Annotated in this window: 9 protein-coding genes; 6 read left to right on the top strand and 3 right to left on the bottom strand. The window is 58.1% G+C overall.

The window, feature by feature from the left end; genetic code table 11:
* Positions 1–119 precede the first annotated feature (119 nt).
* Positions 120–893 carry an HNH endonuclease family protein gene (locus tag KSX58_RS10005; RefSeq protein ID WP_217752117.1) on the bottom strand — a complete coding sequence of 258 codons (774 nt, stop codon included), beginning with the start codon at positions 891–893 and terminating at the stop codon, positions 120–122.
* The gene (locus KSX58_RS10000) at positions 886–1,740 is read right to left on the bottom strand and encodes an aldo/keto reductase (RefSeq protein ID WP_217752116.1); all 855 of its coding nucleotides are present in this window, start codon (positions 1,738–1,740) and stop codon (positions 886–888) included. The genes KSX58_RS10005 and KSX58_RS10000 overlap by 8 nt, the downstream gene beginning before the upstream one ends.
* Before the next feature lie 192 nt (positions 1,741–1,932).
* Here KSX58_RS10000 and KSX58_RS09995 point away from each other — a divergent pair, with 192 nt between their 5' ends.
* Complete coding sequence (locus KSX58_RS09995; RefSeq protein WP_254882514.1) at positions 1,933–3,189, top strand: Nramp family divalent metal transporter; 1,257 nt, start codon at positions 1,933–1,935, stop codon at positions 3,187–3,189.
* Between the two features lie 115 nt (positions 3,190–3,304).
* Here KSX58_RS09995 and KSX58_RS09990 read toward each other — a convergent pair whose 3' ends face one another.
* A complete protein-coding gene (locus KSX58_RS09990) occupies positions 3,305–4,513 on the bottom strand; it encodes a GGDEF domain-containing protein (protein ID WP_229057648.1) in 1,209 nt (402 codons plus the stop codon).
* A 362-nt stretch (positions 4,514–4,875) separates the two neighbouring features.
* Here KSX58_RS09990 and KSX58_RS09985 point away from each other — a divergent pair, with 362 nt between their 5' ends.
* The 5 genes from KSX58_RS09985 to KSX58_RS09965 all read left to right on the top strand — a co-directional run.
* Positions 4,876–6,498, top strand: a complete 1,623-nt coding sequence (locus tag KSX58_RS09985; protein WP_254882513.1) for an MDR family MFS transporter — start codon at positions 4,876–4,878, stop codon at positions 6,496–6,498.
* Positions 6,499–6,723: 225 nt separating this feature from the next.
* Complete coding sequence (locus KSX58_RS09980) at positions 6,724–7,899, top strand: endonuclease/exonuclease/phosphatase family protein (RefSeq protein ID WP_217752114.1); 1,176 nt, start codon at positions 6,724–6,726, stop codon at positions 7,897–7,899.
* 204 nt (positions 7,900–8,103) lie between these two features.
* Positions 8,104–9,339 (top strand): Fic family protein, encoded by a 1,236-nt coding sequence (locus tag KSX58_RS09975; protein WP_033499991.1) that lies wholly within the window; start codon positions 8,104–8,106, stop codon positions 9,337–9,339.
* Positions 9,340–9,477: 138 nt separating this feature from the next.
* Positions 9,478–10,065 carry a low molecular weight phosphatase family protein gene (locus tag KSX58_RS09970; RefSeq protein ID WP_217752113.1) on the top strand — a complete coding sequence of 196 codons (588 nt, stop codon included), beginning with the start codon at positions 9,478–9,480 and terminating at the stop codon, positions 10,063–10,065.
* A gap of 526 nt (positions 10,066–10,591) precedes the next feature.
* Positions 10,592–13,592, top strand: a 3,001-nt coding sequence (locus tag KSX58_RS09965) for an alpha-amylase family protein (protein WP_254882512.1), incomplete at its 3' end; no start/stop codon positions are given.

Below are 13,592 nucleotides of genomic sequence, written 5' to 3'. Positions count from 1 at the left end.
GAAAAATGTGTCACGATTCGAAAAAACAGCCGAAATTTCGAATCGTGACACATTTCGGGAGACTCCGCCACTCACCTACGCTTCACCGCGCACCTACGCTCCGCCACCTGCCACGCGCCTCACCGCTCCGGCACGCTTTGCGCCGGGCAGCCGTGCAGCACGGAAAGCATCGCCCGCTTCTCCTTCGTCGTGACGGTCAGCCCGTACTTGGCTTTCACGCCGATCTGACGGGCCACGTAATCGCAACGGTATGCGCCGTTCGTCGGCAGCCAGTACGCGGCCGACGCGGAGCCCTTCTCCTGATTGGCCGGCCCGTCCACCGCCAGCAGGTTGTACATGTCGTTGCCGAACCGGTACCGCTTCGTACGGTCCCACTGGTTCGCACCCGACCGCCAGGCATTCTCCAACGCCACCACATGGTCGATCTGCACCGCTGACGACGTTTTCACTCCGCGCGTGAACCGGATCGTCGTACCGGTGTACGGGTCGGACAGCACACCCGACTTCACCTTGCAGCCGGCGCCGGACCCGGAACCAGAATCAGAGCTAGAACCAGAACCCGCTATATACCGCACATCCGTCAAATCGCGCGCCAACACGTCCTCGCGCACATCGCAACCGTTGCCATCGTCATCGGTCTGCCGGAAACCGAATGAATCGCGGTCGTACCCGGCCCGGCTGGGCTGGTCGTCGATTGTCAACGATTGCAATGTTTCCGCCGCGCTGCCAGTCGCCACATACTCGCCCGTCATCTCGCCGACGGTCGGGTTGACCTTCGGCATGAGCAGACCGATCGAAATGCCGGCGACCACCGCCACGACCAGCAGAATCGCAATACGTTCCGCTAGCCCGTTGGCATTGAAACGCTGCCTGCGGAAACGCGAGTCACGCATACGTAAACGTCATCGGATCATGTCCCGCACGCGTCGGCCCATCCAACGCGTCGATGGCCGCATGCTCGTCCGGGTCAAGCACGAAACCGAACAGGTCGAGATTCTGCCGCTGCCGGTCCGCATGCACCGACTTGGGAATGATGATCGTGCCGTTTTCGATATGCCACCGCAGGATCACCTGCGCTTCGGTGACGCCATGCGCCCGCGCGATGCGTTCGATCACACCATCGCCGGCATTGAGATCCGCGCCACGCGCCATCGGCGAATACGCCTCGACCGCGATATTGTGCGCCTTGCAATACGCCACCACTTCGCGCTGCTGCCAGGTCGGGTGCAGTTCGATCTGGTTGACGGCCGGATATTCGCCCGTTTCCTTATGCAGCCGCTCAAGATGCTCCGGCAGGAAATTGCACACGCCGAGCGACCGCACGCGACCCTCCGCGCGGAACTCGTCGAACGCCTTCCACGTTTCGCCGGAACGCCAATTGAACGGGGTCGGCCAATGCAGCATATACATGTCCACATAATCGAGCTGCAGCAGGTCAAGCTGACGGTCGAACGCCTTGCGTGCGGAATCGTACCCCTGTTCCGAATCGCGCAGCTTCGTCGTCACCCACAGGTTCTTGCGATTCTCACCCTGCGTGAAGCCCGCGTTCTGCAGCGCACGTCCGACGCCAGCCTCGTTATTGTACCCCGCAGCGCCATCGATATGGCGATAACCGGCTTCCAGCGCGCTCTCGACCACGGGGGTAACGCCCTCATCGTCGATGCGCAGCACGCCCAAGCCGATCTGCGGAATCAGATTGCCGTCGGAAAGCGTGATCATCGGAGTGTGGAAAACAGTCATGGAACAACCCCTTGAGTCGAAATGCGATGTTCTCTGCACCAGTTTAGCGGCTTCCGTGATCGCGGCCTGTCCGCCCCACAATCGGCGCATGTTCGGCAGCTGTTCAGCTTTCCGTAACAGACGTAACAATTCTGCGCGGAAAACGCACTATAACGTTGCGTGGATATGAAGAACGATATGGATTCGAAGAATATGACGATCACTGCGCAGCATGACCGATCCGCCCGGCTGTACCACCACGGCCACGCGCTCGCCGGCATCCTCGGCCCCGCGTTCGTGGCGGCGGTCGCATACGTGGATCCGGGCAACGTGGCGGCGAACATCACGTCGGGCGCGCGCTACGGCTACCTGCTGGTGTGGGTGCTGGTGCTGGCCAACTGCATGAGCGTGCTTATCCAATACCAGTCCGCGAAACTCGGCATCGTCACCGGCAAAAGCCTGCCGGAAATCCTGGGCGAACGGCTTGGCGACGCGGGCCGGTTCATGTTCTTCATGCAGGCTGAGGTAATCGCCATCGCCACCGATCTGGCGGAAGTGATCGGCGGTGCGATCTCACTGAAACTGCTGTTCGGTCTGCCGCTGTTCGTCGGCGGTTGCATCATCGGCGCGGTGTCGACGGTGCTGCTGATTTTCGAAAAAGGCGCCACGCATCGCATTTTCGAAAAACTGATCATCGGCCTGCTGCTGGTGATCACGTTCGGTTTCATCGCCGGTCTGTTCATCGCCCCGCCAAATCCGAAAGAAGTCGTCGCCGGCTTGATTCCACGCTTCAAAGGCACCGACACCGTGCTCATGGCCACGTCTATGCTGGGCGCCACGGTCATGCCGCACGCCATCTACCTGCATTCCACGCTCGTCAACGACCATTACGCCCCCGGCGAAGCGAAGCCGAGCGTGAAGAAGCTGCTTCACGGCAGCAAAATCGACGTGGCCTGGGCGCTGATATTGGCCGGTTCGGTCAACCTCGCGCTGCTCATCCTCGCCGCGAACTCGCTGTACGGCATGACCGGCACCGACACCATCGAAGGCGCGCAACGGGCCATCCAGCATGTGCTCGGCCCGGTGATCGGCACGATTTTCTCGATTGGTCTGCTTGCGTCGAGCCTGAGCTCCACGTCGGTCGGCACTTACGCCGGCAGCGAGATCATGCACGGCCTGCTACGCATCAAAGCGCCGATGTGGGCGTGCCGAGTGGTGACGCTCGTGCCCGCGTTGGTGGTGCTGTGGTTCGCCAGCAATCCGACGGAAGCGTTGATCGTCGGCCAAGTCGTGTTGTCGGTCGGCATTCCATTTGCGATTATTCCGCTGATGCGTTACACGCACGACCGCACGCTGATGGGGGAGTACGTGGACGGTCCGGTCAAGCACGTCGTCAATATCGCGGTCGCCGCGCTGATCGTCGCTCTGAACGTGGTGCTGATTGTGCTGACAATGCTCGGCAAAGCCTGATTTTCCGTGATTTTTACGTCGATCTCCGGCGGATTTGCGGTGCTTTTTTTCGTAGTTTCTCAGCTGATTTTCTAGGGTTTTTCCCGCAGATTTCCCGCGGATTTTTCCACGAAACCTACGCTGCCTGCACTTTCCCGCTGTCATAATCGACCACGGTGTACATGCCCTTCCCCTCGCGCTTGGACTGGTACAACGCATGGTCGGCGAATCCCAAGCAGAGGTTCAGATCGACGTTCTTGCCGGACAGCACGCGGCATGCGCCGATACTGCAATGCACGTCCTGCCCGTATTGCGCGGACGCCTGCGCCAACTGGCGGCGGAACAGGTCCAGCGTGCTTTCGATCACGCGCTCGTTCGCGGTGTTCTTTATCAGCGCCACATACTCATCGCCACCGAAACGGACGATGATGTCATCATGCCGGTACAGCCGCTTCAACGTCTGCGCCACTTCACGAATCCAGAAATCGCCCACTTTATGGCCGTACGTATCGTTGATCTGCTTGAAATCGTCGATGTCAACGAAAATCAGAACGGCTTGGTCGCCTTCCTGCATGTGCGCGAAATAATTCTCAATCTGCTCGCGGCCGGCGCTCTTGCTCCACAAATCGGTCAGACCATCGTGCTGCGCCTCGTAGCTGGCCTTCTGATAGGCGTCATCCTGCGAACGGATTTTCTTGTTCATTTCGATGGTGTCGACCACGAACGTGAACTGGATTGAAATCGTGATCGCGATGGCCTGCAACGCCAGTCCGTAATGGAGAATCTGAACGATGGTTGTCACAATCGGCAGCACGAAGAACGACAGCGACGTGACGAACAGCGGTCGGCTGAGGTTTTTGCGGTTTTCGATGATCAGCATCACAATCAGCGCGAGCTCTACCAGACCCAGTATCTGCGGGATAGCGAACAGTGGTCCGCGGCGGTAGTAGTTCTGGCTGTCGATGTAGTAGACCATATGGTTGAACTGCGTGGCAATCGTCAGTACGATGCCGAGCGCGGACGCTGCGTAGATGACGTCAAGCTTCTTCGAACGCGGCTTTTTCGGCTTGGATTGGGCGTTGGCCGAACGTTGGTTCTTACGATTACGCTTGGCTCCGCCGCTCGTTCTGGCCCTCCACTCGTGCGGGCTGACGTTTTCAAGCATGTCGTCGCCGCTGACGGTTTGCCAGATATAGTTGGCGAACAGTGCGATGAAGATGAAATTGATCAGGTATTCACCAAGATTGCCGATGCGCGTCATGTAGAAGTCAAGCTTGTCGCGGCCGCCGTTGTGATACCAGGCGGACACGTCGGCCAGCAGCATCAGCGCGCATAGAAGCTGCATGGAAACTTTCGTATAGGTACGCCGCGTCCTACGTATCGCGCCCACGTAGACGCCACCTGCGCAAACGATGCAGATGAGAACGCCCCATAGCTCCATCGCTATGTTGAATAACGTGACTACGGTCATACTTCCTAACCCCCTGCGCGGCGTATTCCTTTCCTGTATCGTGCCGTTACTGCCAACGCATATGTATACCACCCCATGATGAACAAATACGAAGTTTTGCCAATTTTTCTCGGTTGAATTGGAATTGAACGTGTTCGAATAGTTTCATCTCGCGTTCGACCACCCGCAGTACTAGACTTTTTGAGTCTGTTTTTGCAGGAGTTGCGCAATACGCTGCGAGTATGCGCGGATGAGTGATGGAGGGCGGTCGGTTGCCGTCGAAACCGGAGAAGAGGTCGGAAGTGAAGCCGGAAAAGAAAATAAACGCGAAACAGGGCCGCACCCACGGCCTGTCCCAGCCGCTTACCGGCGAGGAATCGTATAAAAACGACCATTTGACGCATGTCGCGTTCGTATCGATCGCCATTCTCACCTTTATCACGTTCGTCGGCAACTTCACGCAGCTGCAGTTGAGCGCCGCACTGCCCACCATCGTGTCCGATTTCGGCATTTCCGTCACGACCGGCCAATGGCTGACGTCGATTTTCCAGCTCGTCATGGGCGTTATGGTGCCGCTCACCGCCTACCTGACCCGCCGATTCTCCACCCGTCAGATCGTGATCGCGTCGATGGCGGTGTTCACGCTCGGTTCGGTGTTCGCCTGGCTCGGCTCATCGTTCGTGCTGGTTTTGATCGGCCGTCTGCTGGAAGCCGTCGGCACCGGCGTGATGTGGCCGGTCCTGCAAATCACGGTATTCTCCATTTATCCTCTGTCCCGCCGTGGCATGGCGATGGGCACCGTCGGCATGGCCATGAGCGTCGCGCCCGCGATCGGCCCCACGTTGGGTGGTGTGCAAACCGATTTGAACGGCTGGCGATCGATTTTCCTCACGCTGACGGTTATCGGCGTGATTTCACTGTTTTTGGCGATTTTCGGCTTGCGTAATTTCGGCACGCGCGACGCGTCCGCCAAAGCCGACTTCTTCTCCGTCGGCCTGTCGATTTTCGGCTTCGGCGGACTCATGTTCGGCTTCACGAACATCGAATCGTATCCGTTCACGCATCCGATGGTGTGGCTCGCCATGCTTATCGGTGTGGTCGGCATCGTCTGGTTCGTGCTGCGGCAGATCCACGGCGCTCGCCGGCAGTCGGCCGACCCGTCCAAGCAACCTCCGCTGCTCAACCTGAGCGTGCTGAAAAACAAGAGCTTCACCGTCGGCACCGTCACCGCCGCGCTGTCGTTCTTCGCGTTCAGTTCGATCATGGTGATCATGCCGCTCTACATTCAGGATTGCCGAGGCTATTCCGCCACGATCAGCGGCCTGGTGATGTTGCCCGGCGCGTTCGGCCAGTGCATCGCGCAGTTCTTCGGAGGCAAGGCGCTCGACCGTTTCGGCGCGCGTCCGGTGGCGCTGATCGGCTCGATCACCCTGCTGTTCGGCACCATCATGATGAGCCTGATTTCCATGACCTCATGGATTTGGTGGGTGTCGATTTGGCAGTTCGTGCGCCAAATCGGCATGGGATTCGTGCTCATGCCGATTACCACGTGGTCGCTGAACTGCCTGGAGCCCGAGGAGGTGAGCGCCGGCTCGGCCGTTACGAACACGGTTCGCCAGATCGCCGGTGCCATCGGCGCTCCCGTGCTGGTGATTCTGATGGAAACGTTTACCGCCCTGCGCTGGGCTGCGATCGGCGGCGCGAAGAACATGTATGCCGTGGCGAACGTGTTCGGCATCCAGTGGGCGCTGCGCGTGAGCGCCACCATCTGCTTCATCATGGTGGTCATGGTCTTCTTCGGCGTCCGCGGCAACGGCGCCGGCTCCACCCGCGACACCGTCCAGCGCGCCCTCAATCGCGTCCACCCCCACGCCGCCTAGCCTGACCTGTCCGCTCTTACCGCATTTTCGCCGTTCCGTAGGCATGTCATGAGCGTGGTTTGCTCAAGTGCCGCCATTCCCCGCAGCAGGAAATGAGAGAGAGAAATGTCCGCATAGTGGCATGCGGTACGGGTGCACGTAAAAGCACTGTGAACCTCGCGGGAAGGAGGTGGCGCACCCGTGCCGTGTTACGTATGGTGAACGGGAACGTAATGAAAGGCAACCATGCGGCAAACCTGCGAAAGCGAGCGTGAGAACGGCGGCAATAACGATGCCGAACGCGAACGCACAAGCGAAAGCGAAATCGAGGATCTGGGCGCGCAGCTCGACAAAGCATGCGCCAGCCGCCCCCTCGACCGTGCTCAACATGGCATGACCCGCCGTACCGCAGCAACACACCTTCTGACCGCGGTGCTCTGGCTGGCCACCGCCGTCATCCTGCTGGCCATGCTGCTGCGCATGCTGCCCAACAATCTTGACGGCAAACGGTACGTGCCGCTTATCGTCGCGCTGATGCCGTGGCTGGGCATGCTGTCTTTGATTATTGCGATCACCGCGATAGCCGTCCGTGCAATAGGCGGACGCGTCCTACTCGCCACCGTCAGCGTGGTGTGCGTGGTTGTGCAAATCGGCTGGCATTGGGGTTATATCAGGCCGCAGCAAACGATTTCCGACGCGGCCAGCACCGCAGTCACGCAGGTCTCGTCCGACGGCTTGCCCAACACGTCCGACCGGTACGCCCGCATCATGACCTTCAACACCAAGGAAGGGCATGCCGACGCCAATCGGATCGTCGAAATCGTCAAAAACGAGCATGTGGAAGTGCTCGCGCTGCAGGAAGTGTCATGGGACTTGCTCAACCGGCTCAACGGCGCCGGAATCGCCAATTATCTGCCGTATTCCGTGGCCGCGCAGCAAACGTGGCATGACAACGGCGGTGTGAACGTGCTGTACAGCGCCGCGCCGATGGAAAACGCCAAACAGAACCTCATTCCCGTGGAATCAAGCAGCGTTTCCGCCGCGACGATCGATTTCGGCGGCAGCAAGGTGCGCTTCGGCTCCGTCCACCCGTTCTCGCCGCGCCCCCGCAACCAAGGTCTGTGGAACCGTAGTCTCGACTCGCTCGCCCAACTGCAGCATTACGACAATCTGTACGTGCTGATGGGCGATTTCAACTCCACATGGGACCACGCCAGCTTCCGATACCTGCTCGGCAGCCGCTTCCTGGATTCCGGCCAGCAGGCGGGCGAAGGCCTGCACATGACGTATCCGGCCATGATGCCGATCGCCGAAATCGACCATATCGTGCACGACAAGGGCGTGAACGTGGGCGATCTGGAAACCAAGTACATCGCCGGCTCCGACCACCGCGCTCTCCTCGCCACGCTCGAAGTCGCCTGACCCGCACCTAATCTGCGCTTGAACATATCTGCGCATAGCAAACATATCCGCACGTATCCCCACATATGCCCCTCAACGTACCAATAGCCGCAAACACGCCTGCTGCTATATCGACATTTTTGACATTATGTAGGTATAGGAATAGTCTATATTCACCCCGAACCTGCATATTCTGCACAAATGACGGTTATAAGGATGATGGTTATGGAGTACAAAAGCATACGGCAGACATTGGCAATGTCATCATCCACGGCCAAGCCGAAGGATGCGGCTGAGGAGGAATACCAAAAAAGACTCAACGGCTATTCAACATACCGGTCAGGTATTGAATTCGAAGGTCATGAGATGTTCGCCGTGGCGTTCAGGGAACTGTTGAACGTCATGGATTCGGTCCGTGGCATGGAAGTGCAGGTCGAATCGCTGTGGGCCGCATTGCCGCCGATTGCCCGCAGGGCGTATCTGATGGAACTCATCGGCGCGGAAATGCAGAGCACGAACTCCATAGAAGCCGTGCACACCACGCGCAAGGAAATCTCAGACGCGTTGGATGCGGCGGTCGCGGACGGGCCGCACAAGCGGTTGAGTGAGCTTGCCAAACTCTTTCTCGGACTCTCCGGCGAAAATTCCGCAACGTTGGAACTACCGAAAACGTTGCATGACATACGTAATATTTACGATCAGGTGATGGCTGGGGAACTACGGGAGGAAGACAAGCCTGACGGAATGGTATTCAGAGCCAAGCAAGTCTCTGTGTGTGACGGCTTTGACCGGGAGATTCATCAAGGCGCATGGCCGGAATCGGAAATCCAAGTGCAATTGACCAAATGGCTGGCGTTGCTTTCGGATGAGGCGATTCCTCCGCTGCTGCGGGCTGTGATGTGCCATTACGCCTTCGAATGCATTCACCCGTTCTATGACGGCAATGGCAGGACGGGCCGGTTCCTGCTTGCTCTGCAGCTGAGCAAGCACCTGTCCATACCGACGGCGATCAGCCTGAGTCCGGTTATCGCCGACGCAAAAGGCCGGTATTACAAGGCGTTTGATGATGCGCAGCATCCGCTGAACTGTTCTGACGTCTCGCTGTTCTCATATCGGATGATCCGTTTTATCGCCACCGCCCAGAAGAACATCATCTCTGTGCTCGGCGAGAAGAAAACCCTGCTTGACACCGCGCGGAAGAGGCTTGAACATTATGCGCGAACGCAGGGCATTACGGAACTGCAGCGGAACATGCTGTACTTCCTGCTGCAGGAGGAGCTTTTCGACGATGCTCCGAAACCCATATCGCGCCGCCTAATGCGCGAATGGCTTGGCGTGGGGGAGCGGAAGACCAACACCGCGCTCGCGGAACTGGTGAACAGGAACCTGCTCGAGTTCCACGGCTCCCGCCCGATCCGCTATTCGCTGACCGCCACCGCCCGCGCCGAATTTCTGCAATGATTCTGCGCGTATTGGACGATTTGCCGCATGCGGGGAACGCCTCGCGCTAAAATTTCCGTTTGGCGGGTTGCGGAAGCCATGGTGGATTTCGCAAAACCGCAACACGAAACGTTGGAAGAACGGTTAAGGGGTTTAGGCATGCACATCATGTTCGTCTGCACGGGCAACATTTGCCGTTCCCCTATGGGCGAGCTTCTGATGACCCACTATCTGAACGGCACCACCGTGCAGGTGTCAAGCGCCGGCACGCGTGGTTTGCCGATGCATCCGATCGATCCGTCGAGCGGCCGCCTTATGCAAAGCGTCGGCATTGAGTCGAGCGGCTTCCGTTCCCGACGACTGACCCGACAGATGGCCGACGAAGCCGACCTGATCCTCTGCTTCGAAAAGCAGCAGCGCAAGGAAATCGTCACGTTGGCGCCAGCCGCCGTACGATACACGTTCCTGCTTGACGATTTCGCGAATATGTGCGATTACTGCGCTCGCAACAATATGATTGCCGGACTGACCATCCAGGAACGTCTTCAGTCGGTAATCAAGAAGTCCTCGATGATTCGTCCGATGATTCCCCAGCCGAAGGACATCGCCGACCCGCATGGCCGCGAATTCAGCATGTTCTACGTCGCCGCCGAACAGACGAACGGTGCGATCCGTAAAATCCTGAAAAGCATGCGCAAGCACCGTACGGTAACCCCCGCCCCCATCCGCTCCCAAATCGTTGCCTGATAATTCTTTTAGGTCCATGGATTGATTCACCATAGCTTGGCCCTACTCTATTTTTTTGAGTCCGAGCGTGTTTGTGATATTCACCCATTTTTTATTATTGATATTTTGATTTGATTGGCATGTTGCATGCCATAAGAGGTAAAGAAGCCCTTTTTGAGCATCTCTTGAAAGATTAATTTCAGGATTGTTGGGGGTGGGCTGTCGGTGGCGTGGGATGGGGCGAGGGTGCTTTGCGTCGCAAGGTGGTATTGGTTGGAAAATTTTCTGAAACGTTTGCATATGTGAATTTGCAACGATAGTGGGTGCTACGGGGTGCTGGTATGAGTGTATCTGTTGCTGACAGCGTTTGCAACAGAGCAGAAAACAATTGCGTTTTAACCGCCATTTTTCAATAAAAATCACTCATTTTTCAAAGGAAAAATGTGGTATTTTTGACGCAACGTCTGCTAGTGGCAAACGTTGTCAAAGTTAGATGCAAGGAAGCAGGGAGGGTAAGGTGCGACTTAGCACTCATACGTTCGCGGGTATGGCGAACGCACTCACCAGAAAAGAGCCTCCTCATGAGAATCAGCCTGAGCTGATGACTCGTGCGGAGCGCAGACGCGCGGCCCGTAAAGCACGCGCCGTCAAGACCTGGAAGAAGGTCGCAGCGGGAACAGTGGCGGTCGCCACGCTGTTCGGCGGTATGGGTGTGGCATCCACCGCACTTGCCGCCGATCGTGACAGCTACCAGGACACCATCGGAAATTCTTCTTTCGAAGCGGCCCGTAACCAGTACGGTCTGACCAAGCACATGAAGAACGGCGCCATCCTGCACGCATGGATGTGGTCGTTCAAGACCATCACGCAGCACATGCCTGAGATCGCCGCGGCGGGCTACACTTCCGTGCAGACCGAGCCTATGAGCAAGATCAAGGAAGTCGCCGCCAACGGCAAGAAGTTCACCGAGAACTGGTACTACGTGTACCAGCCGGCGAACACCTCCATCGGCAACTTCGTGGTCGGCACCGAGGCTGACCTGAAGGAAATGACCGCCACCGCCCATAAGTATGGTGTGCGTGTGATCGTGGATGTGGTCGCCAACCACTTCACCTCCGATTGGAACGCCATCGACCCCGATTGGCAGAACAAGGAGTACTTCCACAAGCGTACCGGCTGCGACGGCCCCAACGGTGAAATCAACGATTATTCCAACCGTTACAAGGTGACGCAGTGCCACCTGCTTGGCCTGTGGGATCTGAATACGCAGAACCAGGCTGTTGCCGATCGTATGCAGAAGTTCCTGAAGACCGCTGTGGCGGACGGCGTTGACGGCTTCCGCTACGATGCGGCAAAGCACGTCGAGCTGCCGACCGAAGTCTTCGACAATAAGCAGTCGAACTACTGGAACACCATTCTGAAGAACGGCTCCCAGTTCCAGTACGGCGAGGTGCTGCAGGGCGATTCCGGCCTTGACTACAAGGCATACGCCAACATGTTCCGCGACAATTCCTCCGATGGCGGCGGCAACACCGCTTCCAACTACGGCAAGACCATTCGCGCCGCTGTCGGCTCGAACAACCTTGACGTCAAGATGGTGAAGAACATCGATACCGGCGGCGCAAGCGAAGACCAGCTGGTCACCTGGGTTGAGTCCCACGATAACTACGCCAACGGCGACAAGGAATCCACCGGCCTCACCGACTATCAGATCATGATGGGCTGGGCGGTCGTTGGTTCCCGTAGGGCCGGCGCTCCGCTGTACTTCAACCGTCCGAAGGGCTCTGGCGGCACCAACCCGCAGTTCGCCGAGCAGTCCCAGCTGGGTGACGCCGGTGACGACATGTGGAAGAACAAGTCCGTCGCGGCAGTCAACCACTTCCGTAACGCCATGGATGGCAAGGGCGAGAACCTGCAGAACTGCGGCGACAAGTCCTGCCTGATGATTGAGCGCTCCACGTCTGATGGCATTCAGAACGATGGTGTGGTCATTGCCAACATGGGTGGCGACAAGAGCCTTTCCGGCATGGAAACCACACTTGACGATGGCACCTACCCGGATGAGGTCAATGGCGGCCAGCTTGTGGTCTCCAACCATAAGATCGTTTCCGGTACCGCCAAGGGCGGCGCGGTCAGCGTCTTCTACGTGAAGGGCGAATCCGATCCGAACGTGTCCGTGGAAGCGGCTTCCAAGGAATTCTCCTCCGACAATGTCAAGGTCACGTTGCGCGCGCAGGATGCCGACAATCTGAAGTACACCACCACCGAGGGCGAGAGCGGCTCCTTCACTGACGGAAAGGTCATTTCCGTTGGTAAAACTCTTTCCATCGGCGAGACCGCTACCGTCAAGGTGACCGGCACCGCCGCCAAGGATGGCAAGAAGGTTAAGAAGGGTCAGGCGCTGAGCGCTTCCGTGACCGTGAAGAAGGTGGAGGTCCCGAAGCAGAACCTTGCCGCGCAGTACAGTACCAACAAGGTGGGCATGGGCGTCAAGAAGACCATCAACTTCAACGCCGGGAAGGATGCGAGCATCGCTGACTGGGACAGCTCCATGCTGATCGCGCAGGGCGCCGCCAACGACGACCCGCGCGTGTACCGCCCGAATTCCATGTATGAGGTTCCGATCGATCTGTATGCGTTGTATGGCGCCTACGATGACGACAACCTGTACCTCATGTGGGAAATGACTAACGTGCAGGATGTCGTCGACACTGGCGACGACTACCCCCTGAGCCAAGGCCACCTGTGGCAGACCCAGAACCTGCCGTTCCACATCGCCATCGACACCAAAGATGACAGCACCCGCATCGGCAACAACGGCGGTCTGCAGACCGGCGGTTCCCTGTGGGCATCCAACATCACTTGGGGCGGCGAGCAGAAGCTCAACAATGTGGTGACCATCTCCACCAACGGCTCCAACGGTCCGTGGATCTACAAGGGCGACGAGACTGGTCTGAACTCCAAGGCTGCGTATGGTCCGGCTGCTAACGCCGCCACCAACACCAAGAAGTCGAACATCAAGTTCGGCTATGGCAATGGCATTCTAAGCAAGGATGTCATCGGCATCGACGGTGGCTGGGGTGAAAACAACGGTCGTTTCATCGGCGATATGAAGGCCGAGAACCAGAACAAGGCCAAGTGGGTCAACTTCAACGAGAAGGGCCACAATTCCGCTCAGATGGATGATCACTACGAGATCGCCATCCCGCTGGAAGAGATCGGCACCACCGCTGACCGCATTGCCTCGAGCGGCATCGGCATCGAACTGGCAGCCACCTTCGGTCTGTCCGCCATGGATTCCCTGCCGTACGATCTGGCAATGAACGACAATGCTGACCTGCCGGACACCGGTTCTCAGGTGAATAACTCCTTCGAGAAGTCCGATGACGACATGTTCAGCGTGAAGATGGCCAACATCGGCGGCGAAGAGCCTCCGGTCGAAACCAAGTCCGTGAAGATTGATCAGTCGGATTACAGCGTGGACCTGTCCGAGGGCGTGGCCACGAAGCAGTTGACCGCCACGACCGATCCGAAGGGCGCGTCCGTGA

Origin of the sequence: Bifidobacterium sp. MSK.17.10, from assembly GCF_019129655.1 — a bacterium.
Taxonomy (GTDB): domain Bacteria; phylum Actinomycetota; class Actinomycetes; order Actinomycetales; family Bifidobacteriaceae; genus Bifidobacterium; species Bifidobacterium adolescentis.
The sequence above is the reverse complement of the archived record's forward strand: the minus strand, read 5'-3'. Positions and strand labels throughout refer to the sequence as shown.